Annotated in this window: 19 protein-coding genes; 5 read left to right on the top strand and 14 right to left on the bottom strand. The window is 37.1% G+C overall.

Annotated features, from left to right (window positions below; genetic code table 11):
* The first annotated feature begins 86 nt into the window (after positions 1 to 86).
* Complete coding sequence (locus BN3107_RS08915) at positions 87 to 1,112, top strand: FecCD family ABC transporter permease (protein WP_058307283.1); 1,026 nt, start codon at positions 87 to 89, stop codon at positions 1,110 to 1,112.
* A complete protein-coding gene (locus tag BN3107_RS08910) occupies positions 1,112 to 2,107 on the top strand; it encodes a FecCD family ABC transporter permease (RefSeq protein WP_058307282.1) in 996 nt (331 codons plus the stop codon). Before BN3107_RS08915 ends, BN3107_RS08910 begins: the two co-directional genes overlap by 1 nt.
* A 47-nt stretch (positions 2,108 to 2,154) precedes the next feature.
* On the opposite strand, the gene BN3107_RS08905 is transcribed toward BN3107_RS08910, so the two are convergent.
* The 5 genes from BN3107_RS08905 to BN3107_RS08885 form a co-directional block, all read right to left on the bottom strand.
* The gene (locus tag BN3107_RS08905) at positions 2,155 to 2,667 is read right to left on the bottom strand and encodes an adenine phosphoribosyltransferase (protein WP_058307281.1); all 513 of its coding nucleotides are present in this window, start codon (positions 2,665 to 2,667) and stop codon (positions 2,155 to 2,157) included.
* Positions 2,657 to 4,978 carry a single-stranded-DNA-specific exonuclease RecJ gene (gene recJ / locus BN3107_RS08900; RefSeq protein WP_058307280.1) on the bottom strand — a complete coding sequence of 774 codons (2,322 nt, stop codon included), beginning with the start codon at positions 4,976 to 4,978 and terminating at the stop codon, positions 2,657 to 2,659. Before recJ ends, BN3107_RS08905 begins: the two co-directional genes overlap by 11 nt.
* Positions 4,979 to 5,034: 56 nt before the next feature.
* Complete coding sequence (locus BN3107_RS08895) at positions 5,035 to 5,364, bottom strand: LapA family protein (protein WP_058307279.1); 330 nt, start codon at positions 5,362 to 5,364, stop codon at positions 5,035 to 5,037.
* Between the two features lie 612 nt (positions 5,365 to 5,976).
* On the bottom strand, positions 5,977 to 8,235 hold the full coding sequence (gene secDF / locus BN3107_RS08890; RefSeq protein ID WP_058307278.1) for a protein translocase subunit SecDF: 2,259 nt from the start codon (positions 8,233 to 8,235) through the stop codon (positions 5,977 to 5,979).
* Positions 8,236 to 8,314: 79 nt separating this feature from the next.
* Positions 8,315 to 8,602: a post-transcriptional regulator gene (locus tag BN3107_RS08885; protein ID WP_058307277.1), complete on the bottom strand. Its 288-nt coding sequence runs from the start codon at positions 8,600 to 8,602 to the stop codon at positions 8,315 to 8,317.
* Positions 8,603 to 8,720: 118 nt separating this feature from the next.
* On the opposite strand from BN3107_RS08885, the gene spoVB reads away from it, so the two are divergent.
* Positions 8,721 to 10,265 (top strand): stage V sporulation protein B, encoded by a 1,545-nt coding sequence (gene spoVB / locus BN3107_RS08880; RefSeq protein ID WP_058307276.1) that lies wholly within the window; start codon positions 8,721 to 8,723, stop codon positions 10,263 to 10,265.
* Between the two features lie 591 nt (positions 10,266 to 10,856).
* Here the strand turns inward: spoVB and BN3107_RS08875 are convergent.
* The 3 genes from BN3107_RS08875 to BN3107_RS08865 all read right to left on the bottom strand — a co-directional run bounded on the left by BN3107_RS08875 (position 10,857) and on the right by BN3107_RS08865 (position 14,475).
* Entirely contained in the window at positions 10,857 to 12,047 is a 1,191-nt protein-coding gene (locus tag BN3107_RS08875; RefSeq protein ID WP_058307275.1) for an IS110 family RNA-guided transposase, read from the bottom strand.
* Between the two features lie 394 nt (positions 12,048 to 12,441).
* Positions 12,442 to 13,098 carry a DUF421 domain-containing protein gene (locus tag BN3107_RS08870; protein ID WP_187371028.1) on the bottom strand — a complete coding sequence of 219 codons (657 nt, stop codon included), beginning with the start codon at positions 13,096 to 13,098 and terminating at the stop codon, positions 12,442 to 12,444.
* Between the two features lie 75 nt (positions 13,099 to 13,173).
* Entirely contained in the window at positions 13,174 to 14,475 is a 1,302-nt protein-coding gene (locus tag BN3107_RS08865) for an ArsB/NhaD family transporter (RefSeq protein ID WP_058307274.1), read from the bottom strand.
* 157 nt (positions 14,476 to 14,632) lie between these two features.
* On the opposite strand from BN3107_RS08865, the gene BN3107_RS08860 reads away from it, so the two are divergent.
* Positions 14,633 to 15,016: a TIGR04086 family membrane protein gene (locus BN3107_RS08860; RefSeq protein WP_077065085.1), complete on the top strand. Its 384-nt coding sequence runs from the start codon at positions 14,633 to 14,635 to the stop codon at positions 15,014 to 15,016.
* Between the two features lie 123 nt (positions 15,017 to 15,139).
* Here the strand turns inward: BN3107_RS08860 and yajC are convergent, their stop codons facing one another.
* From yajC to ruvA, 6 genes are all read right to left on the bottom strand, one after another.
* A complete protein-coding gene (gene yajC / locus BN3107_RS08855) occupies positions 15,140 to 15,403 on the bottom strand; it encodes a preprotein translocase subunit YajC (protein WP_058307273.1) in 264 nt (87 codons plus the stop codon).
* 15 nt (positions 15,404 to 15,418) lie between these two features.
* The gene (gene tgt, locus BN3107_RS08850) at positions 15,419 to 16,558 is read right to left on the bottom strand and encodes a tRNA guanosine(34) transglycosylase Tgt (RefSeq protein ID WP_058307272.1); all 1,140 of its coding nucleotides are present in this window, start codon (positions 16,556 to 16,558) and stop codon (positions 15,419 to 15,421) included.
* Positions 16,559 to 16,574: 16 nt separating this feature from the next.
* Positions 16,575 to 17,603: a tRNA preQ1(34) S-adenosylmethionine ribosyltransferase-isomerase QueA gene (queA, locus tag BN3107_RS08845; protein WP_058307271.1), complete on the bottom strand. Its 1,029-nt coding sequence runs from the start codon at positions 17,601 to 17,603 to the stop codon at positions 16,575 to 16,577.
* A 536-nt stretch (positions 17,604 to 18,139) separates the two neighbouring features.
* A complete protein-coding gene (locus BN3107_RS08835) occupies positions 18,140 to 18,340 on the bottom strand; it encodes a DUF2905 domain-containing protein (RefSeq protein WP_058307269.1) in 201 nt (66 codons plus the stop codon).
* Complete coding sequence (ruvB, locus tag BN3107_RS08830) at positions 18,337 to 19,338, bottom strand: Holliday junction branch migration DNA helicase RuvB (RefSeq protein WP_058307944.1); 1,002 nt, start codon at positions 19,336 to 19,338, stop codon at positions 18,337 to 18,339. Before ruvB ends, BN3107_RS08835 begins: the two co-directional genes overlap by 4 nt.
* A 19-nt stretch (positions 19,339 to 19,357) precedes the next feature.
* Positions 19,358 to 19,957, bottom strand: a complete 600-nt coding sequence (ruvA, locus tag BN3107_RS08825; RefSeq protein WP_058307268.1) for a Holliday junction branch migration protein RuvA — start codon at positions 19,955 to 19,957, stop codon at positions 19,358 to 19,360.
* A 170-nt stretch (positions 19,958 to 20,127) separates the two neighbouring features.
* Between ruvA and BN3107_RS08820 the strand changes: the two genes are divergently transcribed.
* Positions 20,128 to 21,282: an MFS transporter gene (locus tag BN3107_RS08820; RefSeq protein WP_058307267.1), complete on the top strand. Its 1,155-nt coding sequence runs from the start codon at positions 20,128 to 20,130 to the stop codon at positions 21,280 to 21,282.
* Positions 21,283 to 21,291 lie beyond the last annotated feature (9 nt).

Below are 21,291 nucleotides of genomic sequence, written 5' to 3'. Positions count from 1 at the left end.
AAACCTCTCTACTACCATAATCTATTTCAATCGATTATACTAGAAACGGTGAAAATTGTTCTCAATGTTTAAGGAGTATCGTGAAAATGTCTTTTTATAAAAGAAACAAACAAAATTCTAGGCCACTGGTGGCATCTTTCGTAATTATTGGCGGTTTTATTATACTTTTACTTTCGCTAGGATTATCGATATTATATGGGGCAGCAGAAGTTGATTTACCTACGATTTGGAACAGTCTCGCGCAATATAACCCCGATGAAACTGCGCATCAGATCATTCGTAATTTGCGTATACCTCGGGGATTGGCCGCTGCTTTAATTGGCGCAGCTCTCGCTGTATCAGGAGCAATTATGCAGGGAATGACTCGAAATGCCTTGGCATCCCCCTCTATTATGGGAGTAACTGCGGGTGCAAGTTTTATGATCGCTGTAGCTATGGCAATCACGCCGCAAGTTTCATCCTTAAGCATGATGGTATGGGCTTTTGCTGGAGCAGGATTAGGAGCTGGTATAGTTTTTGGAGTAGGTTCGATTTCTAAAAGTGGCCTTACTCCTGTTAAATTAGCTTTAGCTGGTACTGCTGTAACATCTATGTTAAGTGCTCTATCTTCTGGTATAGCGATTCATTTTAATATTGCAAAAGATATAAGCTTTTGGTATGCAGGTGGTGTTGCTAGTGTCCAATGGATTCATGTACAATTGCTGGCACCGATTGTACTGATCGGTCTGGTTATCGCTCTTTTATTATCGAAATCGATTACCGTACTAAACTTAGGTGATGATGTTGCAAAAGGATTGGGTCAACAAACCGTTGTTCTTAAAGTAACCGCAACAATAGTTGTACTTCTTTTAACAGGGGCAGCAGTTGCAGTTGCAGGAACGATTGGATTTATCGGTCTAGTGATTCCACACATTACACGCTTTCTTGTTGGAGTAAATTATCAATGGATTATTCCAGCAGCAGCTATTTTAGGAGCACTGCTTCTAGTTCTTGCCGATACCGCGTCTCGAATGATAAATCCTCCATTTGAAACACCAGTAGGTACGATGACTGCATTAGTAGGGGTTCCAATCTTCCTCTATCTTGCTCGGCGTGAAGGGAGAGGCTTATAATGACTTCACAAAAAAGAAAAGCAGGATTTATGATAGTAGGACTAATACTTGCAATTATTATCACACTATTAATTTCACTTAATATCGGCACAATGCGTATCGCTCCGTTAGATGTATGGAAAACCATGATTGGCCAAGGAAGTGATCAGAATCAACTTGTCTTATTTGATTTCAGGCTTCCACGTATGGTGATTGCACTCTTAATCGGGGCCGGAATGGCAATCTCTGGTGCGATTCTTCAAGGTGTAACACATAATGAATTGGCTGACCCGGGTATTTTAGGGATTAATAGCGGTGCCGGTTTTGCTGTCGTATTATTTATTTACTTAACACAGGGAAACCCGACATCACAAGTTTTTGTACTACCTCTAGCAGCACTTGCAGGGGCCGTAGTGGCCGCTATTTTAATATATTTAATTTCCTGGAAGAATGGTGTCTCTCCGATTCGATTAATCTTAGTTGGTATTGGTATAAACGCAGCATTTCAAGCTTTGATTATTGTCTATCAATTGAAAATGGATCCTGATAATTTTACTCAAGCTACGATTTGGTTATCTGGAAATATTGCTGGAACGGATTGGAGTTACACCTTAGCATTATTGCCATGGATTATTATTCTGCTCCCGATTACTTTTTTTAAAGCAAGAACTTTGGATACATTACATCTTGGTGATGAAACGGCTCAAGGACTTGGTACAGCAGTAGAGAAAGAAAGAATCCTCCTACTTTTTATCGCAGTAGCTCTTGCAGGTGCAAGCGTGGCTGTCGGGGGTGCGATTGCTTTTCTTGGTCTTGTAATTCCGCACTTGGCACGAAGATTAGTTGGTGCGGGTCATAAACAGATGCTCATTACTTCTGCTTTACTAGGAGCTTTGTTGCTATTAGCAGCAGACACAATAGGCCGAAATATACTTGCCCCGTCTGAAATACCTGTTGGTTTAATCGTTTCTTTAGTAGGAGGAATCTACTTCATCTACCTGCTAATGAAATCTTAGTATAAAAAAGATGACTTCTATTTTGAAGTCATCTTGTTCTGTCTGTATTAGTAATCCATTAATGTTAATACATCGTAGCCTTCTAGTTTGTCACGACCGTTTAAATAAGTTAATTCGATTAAGAACGCACACCCTACTACAATTCCACCTAATTCTTCGACCAGTTTAATAGTAGCCTCGATCGTTCCACCGGTTGCTAATAAATCATCAGTAATCAACACACGTTGACCTGGCTTTATTGCATCTTTGTGAATCGTTAAGACGTTTTCTCCATACTCTAACCCATAATCTACTTTGATTACTTCACGAGGTAATTTGCCTTCCTTACGAACTGGTGCAAATCCAATTTCCAAAGCATAAGACACTGGACAACCAACGATAAATCCTCTTGCCTCTGGACCAACCACAAGGTCAATTTCTCTTGTTTTTGCATATGTTACAATTTCATCTACTGCTGCTTTATATGCAGGACCATTATCCATTAATGTCGTAATGTCTTTAAATTTAACACCTTTTTTAGGCCAATCTTCTACCACCGTTATATACTTTTTATAATCCATAAGCCATTTCCTCCTCAGGCACCTCAACTTCTAATTGTTCAGATAACCATGTTTTTAATTGTGTATATGATGAATAAATTAATACTTCTTCTAATTCGATCCATTGCTTTCTTTCCTGATATACTTGTGCTTCTGTTAAATCCTTTTTAGATGGTTGATTGGTTGGAACAATCACACCATTTTCTCTTGTAACAAAATGGAGCTCATGAAAAACTTGGAACATAAATTTTATCTTTTCTAGTTTCCAGCCTTTGAATTTTGCTAGTTTCGGTGCGTCTATTTTATAGTCAAAATATTTTCGTTTTACTAGCTGTTGGTATAACCATTTAAATTCTTCTCTAGTTGGCAATGATCGAAAATAATTACTCTCGTCAGTAGAAAAACAAACAAATAATCGCTTAAAGTCAACGTTTTGTAAAACTTTTCTTATTTCATCCAGAGAATTAGGTAAATCTAATAAATATAAACTATCAATCGTTCTTTCATAGGTTATCATGGATTCGACATCGGAAACTGGAATATCTTGATTGTCGATCCCTTGAAAGCTTACAAAAAACTGATTGGATTGATTACTGTCTATCTTTTGCTGCCAACTTCTTGAGCCTCGATAATCAAAAAGTTGCCAACTGTTGACAGCAATATCTTTCAACATCATTTGTGGTTTACGAATACCGTTCCATTCATTTACTTGCAATTCACCAACCGCTTCAATTGGCGTTTGTTTAGCAATCAATGGCATTTTATCTCCAAGTCCAAAACCGATACTATCAATCTGAACACCAGAAACATCAAATTTCATTTTTAGATGATTCCTTGTGGCACCTATTTGTCTAATGTCTGCTGGTGTAGCTTCTACATGAAAAAGTGGTTTTGGATTGCCCATCCCAAATGGAGCCAATTGATCAAGAGTTTCTAATAGCTTCATATCAATATCAACAATATTTAATTTGCTACTAATCTGAAGCTGTGGACGGTAATCTTCCTCTGTTAGTTGTGCTTCGGCACAGGAATCTAATTCTTTTTGCAGAGTATTGATGTTTTCTTCCGGTAAGGTCATTCCCGCTGCTTGTGCATGGCCACCAAAGTGAGTAAATAATTCTCTGTGCTCCATACAATTTTCAAACATATCGAATCCTTCAATACTTCGAGCAGATCCTTTGGCTTGTTTTGTATCAGGATCGATCGTTAAAACGATTGCTGGACGGTAATACGTTTGTACTAATTTAGAAGCAACAATACCTAATACCCCTTGATTCCAACCTTCATTCGCTACAATGATTACGTTATGATCACCTTTGCTTTGTTCAAACAAATCGATCGCCTCTTTAGTAATCGAGGACACGACTTTTTGCCTTTCGGTATTAAGTTCTTGAACATAATTTGCTAATTCTTCTGCCTCTTGTGGATCATCCGTTAATAACAGATCTACTGCCATATTAGCATCTTGCAAGCGACCTACCGCATTTAAACGAGGTCCAATCCTAAAACCTATATCCTCTTCTGTTACGTTTCCTTCGATTTGACTGAGTTTCTTTAACGCTTTTAACCCTTTTCGATCGGAACGACTTAATGCTTGTAATCCATAATGAACTAATATACGATTCTCATCTTTTAACGGCACTAAGTCAGCAATAGTTCCGATTACAACCAAGTCAAGAAATTGTTTCGGAAAGTAACCTAGTAAATGTTCTGCAAATTTAAATGCGACTCCGACACCAGCTAATTCTTTAAACGGATAGTTTTCAGAGCACTTTGGATGAATAATCGCATAAGCATCAGGTAGTTTCTCTTGTACTTCATGGTGATCGGTAATAATAACATCAATTCCTAATTTTTTGGCAACTTCCACCTCATTTACTCCTGCGATACCATTATCTACAGTTATGATGATTTGAAAGCCTTGTTGGTGTGCTTCACGGAACGCGTCTTCATTCGGACCATATCCTTCTTTAAATCGATTGGGAATATAATAATCACACATCGCACCACTTTCTCGTAATGCTTCGACCATGACAGTGGTAGAGGTGACTCCATCGGCATCATAATCGCCATAGACCAGAATACTTTCGCCTTCATCAATTGCCTTTTTCACTCGATTAACGGCTTTATCAATATCCGAAAAATTAGATGTATCATGTAATTGATCTAATTCCGGATTTAGAAAATGATTAGCTTTTTCTGTTGAATTGATTCCCCTTTGCAGTAACAATTGTTTGACAATAGGAGAAACGTTTACATCTGCTAACTCTTCCAAATTTTCGGTATCTGATTGGTTATATGTAAAAATCCAGTTTGATTGACTTTCTAACATAAATTCACCCCTGACTCACTTATTATACAAAAGTGTATCAAGGGTAGCAAACAGAATTATTTTACTTTATCGTCGTTTTCTTCTAATTCAAATGTTTCGGTTGGCTCTGATTCTACGTCCACCACTGGATTATCTTGTGATTTCAGTGTATTAATTTCAGCTTTTGCTGCTCGTAATTCTTTTTGCAATCGAATAACACGAATTACGCCAACAGAAGCAGTAATAATAGCTCCCATTAAAACGGAAAATAATATGATAAGAATGAGTGGTGCTTCTCCAGAACCGAAGAGATAATCTACTTCGACGGGATCTACATTTATGACAGCAAAAATGGCAATTACGACAGCGAAAACTACGGCTAGAATGATGTACGTTTGTCCTTTCATATGCTACCTCCTTCGATGATCTCACTTTTCCTATACCCATTATATAGGATGAAGTAAACAATGTCGATTTAATCCTAAGACTTTAGATTCATCATTATTAGTTAGACACAAACTGCGAACTTGTGACGATTATTATAAAGAATTTAGATGAGTGTAAATCCAGCGCTACGGAAAAACACTCCCTTTCCGGGGGCACGGCTTCAGCTAACTTTGGAAAGAAGACCACTTCCCAAAGTGGATCTTCAGCTCGTGCTGTTCCCCAAGGAGTGTCGCATTTTTCCTCCGCTTTGTACAGATTTCTGTTCAAGTACTATGAAATAACCTTTGATGTTAATATTTTAGCTGTTACTTACTTTGTTGAACTCTACTTAAGCGTAGTCCATTTACGAAGACTCCAGCGGGAATAGCGCGAGCTGAAGATCCCGCAGGAAAAGCGCACTTTGCTTTTCTGAGGAAGCTGAGGCCGTGCCCGCGGAAAGCGAAGTAAATGGACGGAGCTTTTGCATTCCACTCATCAAAATTTCAAAGTGAGCAGTAACAGGTACTTCGATGTATAGTTTTTATACGCTAAATTAAAAAGCAGAGCATTTTGGATATGCTCTGCTTTTTGGATTATACTTGTGGGCCGTCGTTGTATTTTTTCTCTGTATATTCGATTGGTTTTTCCTTGATTGACTTCCCTCTCCATACTAACCAAACTTGCGCTGCAATAAATAAGGAAGAGTAAGTACCTGCGATTAAGCCAACAACTAAGGCAAACGAGAAGTTAGTAATCGCCGAAGCACCAAATACTAGTAACATCACAGCAGCAAAAACAACCGTTAAGACGGTATTGATACTTCTTGCTAACGTCTGCATTAAACTATGGTTAATGATTTTAGCTAATTCAGCAAACGATTTAACACGTTTCTTCTTCTTTAAATTTTCTCTAATCCGATCAAACGTTACAATCGTATCATTGATTGAATAACCGACAATGGTTAATATTGCCGCTATAATCGTAATATCAAATTCGAGTCTTGTAATACTGAACAAAGCAATAATGAAAAATGCATCATGTAATAAGGCTAAGATTGCAGTTAAAGCTGAATAGAATTCGAATCGGATTGTGACATAGATGATAATGCCGATTGAAGCATATAAAACAGCTAACACCGCATTCTTGGCTAATTCTTCACCAACTACAGAAGACACTGTATTAACGGTTGGTGCACTGCCATATTTTTCTTCAAAGAAGCTACGAACCTCAGAGACCTTTTCTTGTGATAGCTCAGAAGAGAAACGAGCCACCGCAATGTTTTGATCGTCACCTGATAATACGATTGGTGCACTTGCTTCTAAATCTAGTGTTTGTAGTCCCTCTTCTATTTCCTCAGCAGTTAAGGATTGATCAGCCAATATTTCGACACGAGATCCTGCAGTGAAATCTATGCCTAAATTCAACCTAAAGATTGCTAGACATGCAATCCCCAAGACTACTAAGGCCATGGAAATACGGAAAAATTTCTTACGGTGTTTGACAAAATCAAATTGTCGTCCCAAGAAAGTAGGTTGCACTTCTTCTTTACTATTTTTATCTAGAATTTGATCTTGCTTTACATCAAACCAGCCTGGTCGCTTATTTAAAAAGTTACTGTTGACCCAAAAACTCAGGAATAATCTTGAACCAAACACTGCTGTCACAAAACTTAATACAATACTTACCAATAACAATGTTGCAAAACCTTTTACAGAACTTGTACCAAATATAAATAATACAGCAGCTGCAATCATTGTTGTAATATTAGCATCAAATATTGTGGACAATGAATGCTTATTACCTGCTTTAAAGGCTGCTTTAATTGATTTACCCTCTTTTAATTCTTCTTTAATCCGTTCATAAGTAATAATGTTGGCATCAACCGCCATACCAACCCCTAGTACAAGCGCAGCAATACCAGGTAATGTTAGTACACCATTCATTAATTGGAAAACTAATAGCACTAAATAGACATAAATACTTAATGTGATTGCCGCAATAACCCCTGGGAATCGATAATAAAAAATCATATAAATAAAAATTAATAATACGCCTAAAATACCGGCAAATACCGTTTTATCTAAAGCTTGTTGGCCAAACTGTGCACCAACAGAAGTAGAATACTCTTCTTCTAATTCAACTGGTAAAGAACCGGCGTTTAAAAGATCTGCAAGTTGATCAGCAGATTCAATCGTGAAATTACCTTCTATCATAATATCTGTTGTATTTAAAACATTTCTAAAAGTTGGTGCCGAAATCACCTTAGAGTCTTCTTTATTCATTTCTTCTTCGTATGTATCACCTTCTTCATAGTCCATCCAAATCACAACTTGGTTCGGCAAGTCAGGATTTTCATAAATTTCTTTTGTAGTTTCACCGAATCGGTCTGCGTCTTTAAATTGCAAGCTTACAATTGGCTGATTTGTATCTGGATGAAAATCTTGAGTCGCACTACCTTCCTTTATATCTGAACCATCCAAATACTTTTTACCATTCACATCACGGAACGATAATTCAGCGGTAGTAGCTAACATCTCGCGAGCTTCATCTTGATCTTCCACACCTGCAAGTTGAACACGGATTCGATCGGGTTCCTCTATATTGAAACTTGGTTCACTAATACCAATAGCATTTACACGTCGTTCTAGATTTTCAACTGTGGCCTCAAGAACGCTTGTATCCACTTCTTGTTCGTCATCTAATGGTTTGACATCATATAAAACCTCAAATCCACCTTGTAAATCTAAACCTAATTTAATTTTACTTGCTACTTCAGAATAGGTTGTCCCTATCGTTGCTCCTAAAATGAGAACAATAAGAAAAAAAGCAACGATCCTTCCTCTTTTCACCATATGTAAAGCCTCCCTAGAATTTCACAACACACTAATAATACTATAAAAATCATTTATTAGACAAGTAAACTTAGTACTTTTACTTCTTTCCTAACAATGCATCTAAAGATTCTTGTAAATTATTATCTTGCCATGATTCTTGTGTTAAATACATCATATATAAATTAGATGGTAAATGAAAAATATCCTGAACAACCTCATGTAACGCTTTTTCAGGATCACCTTTCCAAACTTTTTTGACCAGACAATTCCAGATATCATCTGAAGTTGCTTTTGAATATTCTAAAAGTTGAAACTCACTAACCTTACTATCCAAAACACTTTGCAATTCACGCTTCCAAAGTGACACAGCTTTTTTTGTTGTCATGGTAGTTTCCTCCATCTCCTATTAAAAATCTATCTGAATTTGTCATGCTTGTCCTCTTATCATGCATATACTTCATTGTATATGAAAATTTTCCATTTGAGAAGGTAGGTCGAGTAAAGTGACCAAACAAAATTTTTTGAAAGGGACAATTATTTTAATTATCGCAGGAATGATTACTCGTTTCTTAGGATTTATTAATAGAATTGTTGTCGCACGATTAATGGGCGAGGAAGGTATCGGACTTTATAATATGGCATTGCCTACACTATTTTTAATGTATACTATTTCTCAAATCGGACTACCAATCGCGATTGCTAAACGAGTAGCAGAAGCCGATGCAAAAAAAGACACTAAAAAGATCAAACAAATTCTAATTATCTCGTTATCGATCACCATCAGTCTTAGTATGCTTTCTTCCGTTTTAATGTTTTTAATCATCCCTTATATCGCAAATTATTTATTAACAGATTCTCGTGTACTCTATCCTATGATGGCGATCATTCCGATCATCCCGATTAGTGCTGTCGGATCTGTTATTCGTGGTTACTTCCAAGGAAGGCAAAATATGAAGCCACAAAGTTATGCTCAAGTGATTGAACAGGTTGTTCGAATTGGCTTTATTTTAGTACTCGTGAGTTGGTTAGCTCCCTATGGAATAGAATTTGCTGCAGCTGGTGCTATGGTTGCCGTTATAATCGGTGAAGCTGTTTCGTTATTATTTATGCTACGAATGTTTCAAATCAAAAAACGGATTAAAATAAGAAAAAATGTGTGGAATTATCTCATAAGTGGCAAAGAAACATTACATCAACTTTTCTCGATTGCGATTCCAAGTACAGCTAGTCGTCTTGTTAATTCAATATCCAATTTTTTAGAACCCATTTTAGTTGCCCAAAGTCTTGCTTTAGCAGGGTTTCAAGCTGCTGTCGCTACTAAGCAATATGGTGCTTTGACTGGTTATGCGCTGCCTTTGTTATTTTTACCTACCTTCATAACGCATTCTCTCGCTGTTGCATTAGTACCAAATATTAGTGAAGCGGAGGCCAATCAGCATAATAAGTTAATTCATTATCGCATTCATCAAGCAATTAGGCTTTCTTTCGCTTCTGGAGCTATCGCCACAGTATTACTTACACTTTTTGCTGACAGTATCTTGCAATATATGTACGGTACTACCAGTGCTAGTCTTTTTCTTAAAATCATGGCACCTTGCTTTCTGTTTATGTATATTCAATTTCCATTAAATGCAACACTACAAGCTCTGGATTTAGCGAAACAGGCGATGTGGAATAATATTGGTGCAACCATGATTAAGTTTACGATTTTAATTAGCTTAGCGACGAATCCACAGATCGGTATCTATGGTGCTGCAATTGCAATGTGTGTTGGTGTCATGATTGGAACTTTTTTTCATTTAATAACGTTATACCGGACGATTCACTTTTATATTCCTTTGAAAATGGTTGTTAAAATGGTTTTATTAATTGCTTTAACATTTTGGCTTGGAGTTTTATTAATTGAAATTTTTTCATTTCAAATTTCCGATATTTTTACCTTTGTTCTCCTACTTGTCCTATTATTTGTTGGATATATTATCTTTCTTTTCAGCCTACAATTCATTAGCAAAGATGAACTCCAACAACTACGAAAAAATCGAAGCTGAGAAACACTATTCACATAACAAATCACGCTTCGATTTAATAATGAACAAAAGAAGGAAAGTGTGCAATAAGATATGTAGTAATTTTGATATGATATATGTGCATAGTAACCGCTTCGGCTTGGCCACTCCCCTTTCCATGGGTTTTTTCCTTCAGCTAACTTTTCCAAGCAAAAACCGCATGGAAAAGTGGATCTTCAGGAAAAACGAGTCCCATAGGAGTTGGAGTGGCCGCCTACGCTCAATGTGATTCTACAATTCTTGCAAATGCTAATATTTTCGATTATTTCTACAAATAATTACCACAAAAGATAGTGATTAAAGCAAAAATGTATCTTCTTGCTTTAGTTGTAGAGCTTAGAAAAGCGCAGGCGTCCGTTTTCACTCCTGCGGGAAGTTTTTATCCGAAGATCCACTTTTTAAGCGAATTGTGCTTAAAAAGTTAGCTGAGGAGAAAAACCCGTGGAAAGACCAGCTATGGAAAGTCAACCCTAAAAACCTTAATGTTTCAAATGATTTTTTGTCTAAAAAAAGGCATGCGAAAATACACCTCCTTGGAGAGGTGTTTTAAAAGGAAAGTATGTTCGGTATTGCTTATTTCATATGTGGTTCATATGGTTTGTTGTCTCGTAATATGGCAAAAATAATATGTGTTAGCTTTCTAGCTACTGCTCCAACAGCTACATAATGCCCTTTTCCATTATCTCTTAATTTATTGTAAAACTGTGATAATGCCGGATCACACTGACTTGCTGAAAAAGCTGCTCCCCAAATAGCCCTTCTCAGATAAGGAGAACCTCTTTTGGAGATATGCACTTCAGTGGCGTTAAATTTACCAGATTGTTTCACCGCAGGATCTAGCCCTGCAAAGGCAACTAATTGTGCTGGTCGATCAAAACGTTTTATCGAGCCAATTTCACCTATGATAACCGCAGTTGTAACATCTCCAATGCCATTTATAGTTGGTAAATAAGTTGCTTGTTGTTGGATGAGAGTGGACAGTTTTTCGTCAATTTGTTGGATTTGACGATCTAGTAAAGAAAGTTGTTCAAGTAAGAGATGGATTTGTGTTCGAAAAGAATCTGTGCCCATTGTAATACCAAAGCTTTCTGCTGCTGATTCTTTTATCTGTGTCGCTTTTTTGCGTGCTCTTTTTTTACCATATGCTCGGTTACTGGCCTCATTTAAAAATGTTGCCAAGCTGTCTGTGTCAATGCTTTGTATGTCTTCTGGCATTGGATAATGAAAAAGTAATTCAGAGGAAGATGCACCGAACACTTCAGAAAACAGATCCTCATATTCTGGGAAAATCTGATCAAGAAGAGTGATGACCTTTCGTTTGATATCAGAACTTTGATCTACCAGGGAATAACGCAATCTTTCCAAATGCCTAATCTGAAGCAACTCTTCTTCAAGAAAAGGGGTTGCTTCTGGTGCATCGATACGAATAACTTGTGCAATGAGAAAAGCATCACGAGTATCTGTTTTTGTCTTTCGTATATAAAAGTTTCGTAAAGCGTCCGATTGTAAAGGATTGAAGGCCGTTACCTTAAAACCAAGCTGGGAAAGAAAAGTGAACACAGAAATCCAATAATGTCCGGTTGCTTCTAACCCACAAACACAGTTATCAGGAGTGAGTTGATGCTTGTTTATAAAGGTTAACAACTTGTCACTGCCAGGTTTTGCAGTCGAAATAAGTAGGGTTTTTCCTATTGATTTCCCTTGCTGGTCGATCAACCCAGCTTCGTGTTCTTTTTTAGCAATGTCAATTCCTAAATAGTACATGTAAACACCACCTATATGATAGATTAATCAGAAAAGAGGAACCCTCCACTTCTTTATAGATATCCATCCTCGTTCGATATTCGACAACATTTGTGTCATCCAGCTGATACGAACCATTCTATAAAGAGGGAGGCATCAGACTTTCCGACGAAGACAATGCTTCAAGGGAAGAAACGATACCTCCATCTGATTACCTCCATTATACAATGTAATGGAGATACCTTAAAATTAAGGTTACCTATATCATACGAGGGAAACGGACAAGCCGGAGCGGTTGTTACGCAGTTCTAAAATATCATAATTACCACCAAGTTATGTCGCATTGTCCTTCTTTTATGAAACAAAAAAATCCGAATGGTTCGGATTTCAATATAGATAACTCTTATATGCTTCTTCACTTTTCATTCTTTTTATCAACATACCATTCATCGTTGACATCGATGGAACAGAATGAAACTTCATTAATTTTGTCATAGCCACGTTTTTTTAATTCTGCGAGTAACCATGCTTCACTTTCACCCAATTCAGTTAAAGCTTTGTCTTGCACCCTACCATCTACGACCAACGGTAACACTAGTCCATTAATTTTCCCTTGTATCTTAGATTGATTTACTCTCTCAATAATGGATAATTTTCCTGAGGGTTCCAAAATAGCATAAGAGACATCTTTAATACTCTCGGTGCCATTCTCTCGAAGTTGCTGGAGAAGGTCGTCAAAATTAAACCGATTCTTTTTCATTTGATATTCATCAATTTTTCCTTGAGCAATTATGATAGATGGTTTTCCTTCAAACCAAGTACGAAAAAGTGGGCTTTTCAGTGAAATCCATGCCGTGAGTCGTTGTATAAGTAGTAAAACAATCATTGGAATCAGTCCATAACCAAAAAATATATCTAAGTCTTCTATCGTTAAGACAGCAATTTCGGCAATCATTATGTAAACAACGATATCTAATAAACTTAATTCACCAACTTCACGTTTTCCCATTAATCGAAAAATAATCACAACGATCACATAATAAAAAAACGTTCGAAAAATCAGCATCAACATTTCATCTATTGCCAAACTAACCACATCCTTCAATAAGCGATATAGCTAGTTTTCCCATTGACCGATCGAATATGCTTACAACGGTTGTTGAAACGGTAATAAGTAACGAAAATAAATATAAATAGTCGCAATAACTAATGATAAGATGACAATTGGTACACCATAGAGCATAAATTTCAGAAAAGCTATCGGTTTATTCTGAGCATCCGCTAGCCCAGCCACTACTACATTTGCAGAGGCACCAATTAACGTACCATTTCCACCTAAACAAGCACCAAGAGCAAGTGACCACCATAAAGGATCTAAATTTGCCATTCCATAGGATTCAAATTCTTTAATAACAGGGATCATTGCTGCCACAAATGGAATATTGTCAATAATTCCTGAAAAAATACCTGAGACCCATAGCAATAAAAGTGCTGTATAGGTCATATCGCCTTCAGTTAACCACATAATCGATCGAGCTAATTCATCGATCACACCTACTTCTTCCAAACCACCCACAAGCATAAATAACCCAATAAAGAAAAATAATGTAACCCATTCCACTTGTTCAAAAACTTTCTCTGCTTCAACCTCCTTTTCACTGATAATCAATAATAAAATGGCACCAGATAGCGCAATAATCGTTAAATCAATATGAAAGACCGGATGCAACAGAAAACCGACAATTGTTAACATTAAAATAGATATGGATTGATATAATAAAGGGGATTTTATGATATAATTTGATTCGTTCATTTTCATTAACTCTTTTATATTTCTTTCATCTATTGTTTTTAATTGCTTCCTAAAAACAATAGTTAAAATGAATGTGACTAAAACAAATAAAATAAATGCTATAGGTGCAGTATGTTGTAGAAAAGATAGAAATGTTAAATGTGAGACAGCTTGACCGATCATAATGTTCGGTGGATCTCCGATTAATGTTGCAGTCCCACCTATATTCGCCATAATAATAATGGTAATAAGATATGGTAAAGCTGGTAATTTCAATATATTTGTTAACGTAAGAATAACCGGGACAAATAATAGAACAGTGGTAACATTATCAAGTAAAGCCGAACCTAATGCAGTTAAAAAGCCAATACCTATTAATAATGGAATTGGCTTTCCCTTCACTAACTTAGCTAAACCAATCGCAATATAACTAAAAATTCCTGTTTTTTTAGTTATCGCAACTAATACCATCATGGCAAATAATAGAGCTACCGTATTCCAATCTATATATGAAGTGATTGCATCCTCCCAACCATAAACACCTGTCAGTAATAGCAATACACCACCTGCAAGGGCAACTAATGCTCGATTTATTTTTTCTGACATTATAAAAATATAACTAATGATAAAAACAGCTATCGCAATGATTACAGACATGGATTGTCCCCTCTCTCTGACCGATACATAGATTGACAAGCTATAATATCATCTATATTCGAATTTTTTAGAACTATTCGAAAAGCCATCCTTCTATTTTTTTTCGGACATGCATACATAATGAAAGAGGAGTTTTATCAAATTATGGGGGTGATTCATGTTGAAAACATTAGTGAGCGTATTATATGGCTGGATTGGAGTCGTTGTTGTAATGTTTCTAGCGAGTCTGGTTCTTACTTTATTACTGCGTTTTTCTTCGTTAGGTGAGTCTACATTAGAAATGGCTACATTATTTATTAGTTTTATTGCATTATTTACAGGTGGGTTAATTGCGGGATTAAAAGCGAAGCATAAAGGGATCTTAGTTGGAAGTATTACTAGTTTATTGTTTACGTTTATCGTTTTTTGTTACCGATTTCTGGGACTACATCTCGGGTTTTCTGTGGTGGAATTAGTTAATCACATTGCCTATCTTTTATTAGCTATTATCGGAGCCATCATTGGGGTTAACTTATCTTACGGGGAAGAGAGTATTGATTAGCAATTACATCTTTTAAGAGTTGCGATAAACTTTTCCAGTTACTTTATAATTGCGGTTATATGCATTTCTAACAGACAAAAAAATACCACGGCATACATGTGTGCCATGGTATTTTTTACGTTATTAGCTTTGTTCTGTAACTTCACGTACCGCTGAACGGTCATATGTAAGTTTTGAACCATCGCCTGCAATCAATACGATTGAATCTTCATCAATTGCATGTACAGTACCATGGAAACCACCGATTGTCACAATCTTGTCCCCTTTTTTCAGCTCTGACTGCATTTGACGGACTTGCTTTTGTTTCTTCTGTTGTGGTCTAATTAATAGAAAATAAAAAATCACAACCATTAATACGAGTGGTCCAAGAGTAGCTATAATATCCATCAAAATCCCCCCTTTCTAAAAGTTTTTCGCATTCGGTTTGTTGAAACCATATTGTTCAAAGAATGCCTCTTTAAAATCACCAAGTCGGTCTTGCATAATCGCTTCACGAACTTGCTCCATTAATTTTAACAGAAAATATAGATTATGATAAGTAGTAAGTCTGAACCCGAACGTTTCATTTGCTTTCACAAGATGTCGAATATAGGCTCTAGAGTAATTTTGACATACATGACAATCACAGTTTGGATCTAACGGTGAGAAATCACGAGCAAATTTGGCATTTCGTACAACCAGGCGACCTTCTGAAGTCATACATGTACCATTTCTTGCGATACGAGTAGGCAAAACACAGTCAAACATGTCAATTCCACGAATAGCACCGTCAATCAATGAATCTGGTGAACCAACACCCATTAAATAACGTGGCTTGTCTGTCGGCAGCCATGGAGTCGTAAACTCCAAGACGCGATTCATCACATCTTTTGGTTCACCTACCGAAAGTCCACCAATTGCATAACCTGGGAAATCCATCGATGTTAAATCTTGTGCACTTAATCGACGTAAATCCTCATATTCGCCACCTTGAACAATACCAAATAAGCCTTGAACATCTTTGCGATCGTGTGCTTCTAAACACCGTTCTGCCCAACGACTCGTTCTTTCAACGGATTTTTTCATATAGTCGTGTTCAGCTGGGTAAGGCGGACATTCATCAAAAGCCATCATAATATCAGATCCCAATGCATTCTGAATATTCATCGCTTTTTCTGGCGATAGGAAGAGCTTCTCACCACTTAAATGATTCCTGAAATGAACACCTTCTTCTTCAATTTTACGCAAATCACTTAAACTAAATACTTGGAAACCTCCAGAATCAGTAAGAATTGCACCATCCCAATTCATAAACTTATGCAGTCCTCCAGCTTCTTTGACAATATCTTCACCAGGGCGCAACCATAAATGATAGGTGTTTGCTAAAATCATATTCGCACCCATCTCTTTTAATTCTTCTGGACTCATAGTTTTTACTGTTGCCAAAGTTCCAACCGGCATAAAGGCTGGTGTATCAAAAGTTCCATGAGGAGTATGTACTTTCCCCAATCGGGCTCCTGTTTGTTTACACGTTTTAATGTGTTCGTATCTAATTGCTGTCATGTTTAATGTCCCTTCCTTAAATAATCAGCATAGCGTCACCGAAACTAAAAAATCGATAACGTTCATCCACTGCTTGATGATAAGCTTCTAATATAAAATCACGATCCGCTAAAGCACTAACAAGCATGATCAAGGTAGACTTAGGCAAATGGAAATTGGTTATCAAACCATCTATCGCCTTAAACTGATAGGGTGGATAAATAAAAATATCAGTCCATCCATTTCTCTCTTCAAAAACGCCTCCAGTATCTCGAGCTATCGTTTCTAAAGTGCGCGTTGAAGTGGTGCCAACGGAAATGATTCGATTACCTTTCTTTTTCACTTCATTTAGTTGAGCGGCAGTTTCTTGTGTCATTTGATAAAATTCGGCATGCATTTCATGTTCTTTAATATTATCAACACTAACAGGGCGAAAGGTTCCTAAACCTACATGCAAGGTGATAAAAGCAATGCCTACACCTTTTTGTTTAATTTTTTCCAATAATGTTTCGGTAAAATGTAAACCTGCTGTCGGAGCCGCTGCCGAGCCTTGTTCTTTTGCAAATACCGTCTGATAACGATCTTTTTCTTCCAATTGCTCCTTAATATACGGCGGTAAGGGCATCTCACCTAATTGATCCAATACTTCATAAAAAATACCTTGGTATTCAAAGCGAAGGATTCTACCACCATGTTCTTTAGTCTCGAGACAAGTAGCGATAAGTTGTCCGTCACCAAAACTTATTTTACTTCCTATTTTAATTTTCTTTGCAGGTTTTACTAGGACTTCCCAATCATCATTCTCGATTTGTGTGAGTAAAAGTACTTCTACTTTTGCTCCGGTTTCTTCTTTGACTCCATAGAGTCGGGCAGGTAATACTTTGGTATCATTTAAAACTAGACAATCTCCTGCGTTTAGAAAGTCCAATATATCGTAAAAATGGTGATGTGAAATCGTGCGGTTTTCACGATTCAGCACCATTAAGCGAGAACTTGCTCTTTCTTGTAATGGCGTTTGTGCAATTAATTCCTCTGGCAAATCAAAATCAAAATCTTCAATCTCCATCTTTCTACTCCTTCTACTCTACCACCGTCTTCGTAAACAATAATACTACATCATAGTAGACACAAACTGCGAACTATTGACAATTTTGAATGTTTGATGAGTGCGAGCAAAAGCTCCGTCCATTTACTTCGCTTTCCGCGGGCGTCACCTCAGCCTCCTCGGCAGAAAATCACTGCCTGCGGGGTCTTCGGAAGACGCTGTTCCCGCTGGAGTCTACGTAAATGGACTACGCTTCAATAGTGTTCTGCAAATTTAGAAACAGCTAAAATGTTGATATCACAGCATATTTCATCATACTTGAACAAAGTTCTATACAAAGCGGAGGAAAAATGCGACACTCCTGGGGGAACAGCACGAGCTGAAGATCCACTTGGTAAAGTGGTTTTCTTTGCCAAGTTAGCTTCAGCCGTGCCCCCGGAAAGGGAGTGTTTTTCCGTAGCGCTGGATTAGCATTCAACAAAATACTTTTGCCAATAATTCAACGACAGTTACTTCACAGTTTAGTTTTACAACGGAATTCAATACGAATACGGGGCTTATTTAAAACGGCCGATTAGGGCGAATATTAATGTTAAAATGATGCTCACTATGATCGAGGTCATGATTGGAAAGTGGAAGGAGACGTTTCCTTTTTTGAAACTGATGTCACCTGGTAATTTCCCAATAAAACCCCATAAAAGACCCACGATAATAAAGACAACTCCTATTACGATAAAGATTTTGCCAAAATCCGTCAAGTCTGCGGCACCTCCCGATCAAAATGAGCATATGCTTTCGGTGTAACTAACCTTCCTCTTGGTGTACGTTGGATAAAGCCTTGTTGTAATAAATACGGCTCATAGACATCTTCAATTGTCTGTGATTCTTCTCCGATTGAAGCAGCTATTGTGTCTAATCCAACAGGCCCACCCTTAAAACCATCCATCATCGCTAACAATAATTTATGGTCGATATGGTCTAATCCTTCTTGGTCGACTTGGAGCATTTGTAATGCTTTTTGTGTTGTTTCAATAGAAATAGACGATTCACCTTTTACTTGTGAAATGTCTCGAACTCTTTTTAACAAACGATTTGCAATTCTTGGTGTGCCCCGTGACCTTCTAGCGACCTCCAGGGCTGCTGTTTTATCAATCTCCACTTGAAAAATATCTGCCGTTCTCTCAACAATCGCACACAAATCTACAACTTCATAAAACTCTAATCGACTTAATACACCAAAACGATCTCGTAATGGAGCAGACAATAATCCTGCTCTTGTCGTCGCACCTACTAATGTAAACGGCGGAAGATCCAATTGAACCGAACGAGCACTAGGCCCTTGTCCGATTACAATATCAAGGCAAAAATCCTCCATTGCTGGATAGAGAATCTCTTCCACAGCTCTAGGTAAACGATGAATTTCATCAATAAAAAGCACATCACCGACTTCCAATGAAGATAAAATAGCTGCTAAATCACCCGATCGTTCGATGGCAGGTCCGGAGGTTTGTTTAAACTGAACCCCCATTTCATTGGCGATAATTTGTGCCATTGTCGTCTTCCCGAGTCCTGGTGGACCATATAAAAGGACGTGATCCAATGCTTCGTTACGCATTTTGGCTGCCTCAATAAAGATCGATAAGTTTTCCTTTGCTTTATGTTGCCCAATATACTGCTTTAATAATTGTGGACGGAGACTGAGCTCTTCAGACAAATCTTCTTCAAGTGTCTCTTGCGATATGATCCGCTCTTCCATCATGAAGCTCCTTCCTCTTTTACTTCATTAATAAAGATAAACCTTTTCTTATATATGTATCTGCTGCATCACTTTGTTCATTTGCTAAAGCAGGTTTAACCTGGGTGATTTCTTTGTCCGAATAACCAAGTGCTTTTAAAGCCTCGACAGCTTCTAATAATGCATGGTTATCATTTGGTTGATTCTTGGTTTCTGTGAATAAATTGTCTGCAGGATACTCAAAAGGTAATTTTCCTTTTAAGTCTAAAATCATCTGCCGTGCTGTCTTCTTGCCCACCCCTGGAAAACTGGTTAAAAACTTTTCATCTTCTTGTTCGATCGCTACAACAAAATCTTGTACAGATGTGGTCGCTAGTACTGCAAGTGCACCTTTTGGACCAATTCCAGATACATTTAATATTTTGGAAAAAAGCGATTTTTCATCTTGGGTTTGAAATCCGTACAATATTTGTGCATCTTCTCTTACGTAATGATAGGTAAATATTTTTTGTTTTTGACCTACATCTGCTTGAAAACGATACGGATTAGGACATATCACCTCATAACCTAGCCCATTTACATCTAATATAACAGCTTGATCGGTAATTTCCGCTACTTCTCCTTGTATATATGCAATCATATCATTTTCTCCTCTTTGAACCAATTCTATAAATTTTTACAATCATACGTTCGTATTCATGATAGCTTATTCTTTATCGTTAATCAAGATAGTGTGAAGCAAAAAGAATGAAATCGCATCTTCTTCTATGATACAGTATTACAATGAAAAAAGAAAAAGGATGGGCTTTTATGACAAAGACAAGACAGCTGAGATTTTTGAAAGCGTTAACTTTTTTTAATATGAGTAACAAAGGACTTATACTTCCATTTTTACCTTTATTCTTAAGTTTTAGAGGATTTTCTCCTGTTGAGATTGGAACGATTTTAGGGATTGCCCCCATGGTAAGTATCATTGCACAACCATTTTTTGGTTACATAAGTGACAAATATAAAACGATTAAAGGTTTATTATTATTTTTATATTTTGCAGTAATTGCAATAAGTTTTAGTATTTTTTTTAGTACCTCTTATATTGTTGTCTTTTTCTCATTTATGCTATTCCATTTTGTGATGTCGCCTGCTGGACCTTTACTCGATAGTATGGCGATCAAGAGCTTAGGAAGCAAAAAGCGTGGAGAATATGGAAAAATTCGCTTATGGGGGTCTATTGGATTTGCGTTAACGGCAGTGGCCTCTGGTCCGGTATTAGGTTTCATCGGCATTAAAAATATTTATATCGTCTTTTGGGTCTTAATTTTATTATTAATTTCATTAACACTATTCTTAAAAGATAATAACCATTCGGCAGATCCGGTTTCCCTAAATGGTGTAAAAGAAGTATTAAGCAATAAAAATTTCATGTTATTTCTTTTCTTATGCTTTTTAGTCATGATTCCTCATCGGATGAACGACACGATGCTGGTATTACATCTGGAGAATTTAGGAGCAACTACTTTTATGATTGGTGCTGCTTGGGGCTTAGCAGCTTTCAGTGAAGTACCAGTTTTTTATTTCTTGACTCAAAAAATAATGAAATTTCATCATTTATTTCTGTTAGGAATTGTAGCAATGCTATTTACGCTCCGCTGGTTATTGTACGGATTTATTGAATCTGCTGAATGGATTGTCTTTTTACAAATATCTCAGGGGCTTACCTTTGGATTATTCTGGTTAGTAGCGTTACAAACAGCAGTCAGCTTTGTACCAAATCGATTAAGAAGTACCGGACAAGCATTGTTAATGTCAACCTGCTTTGGTTTAGGTGGTGCAGTCGGCGGTACTACAGGTGGTACTATTTTTGACAATTTCGGTTCTCAAACAATGTATCAAATAATGGCATCTATGACGTTTATCGCCATGATAGGTATATTTACAACCTATAAAGTAAAAAAGTTGAACGGTTAGTGATCACCG

The sequence above is a fragment of the Gracilibacillus massiliensis genome, from assembly GCF_001458115.1.
Taxonomy (GTDB): Bacteria; Bacillota; Bacilli; order Bacillales; family Amphibacillaceae; genus Gracilibacillus; species Gracilibacillus massiliensis.
This window is presented reverse-complemented; position numbering and strand designations above follow the sequence as displayed.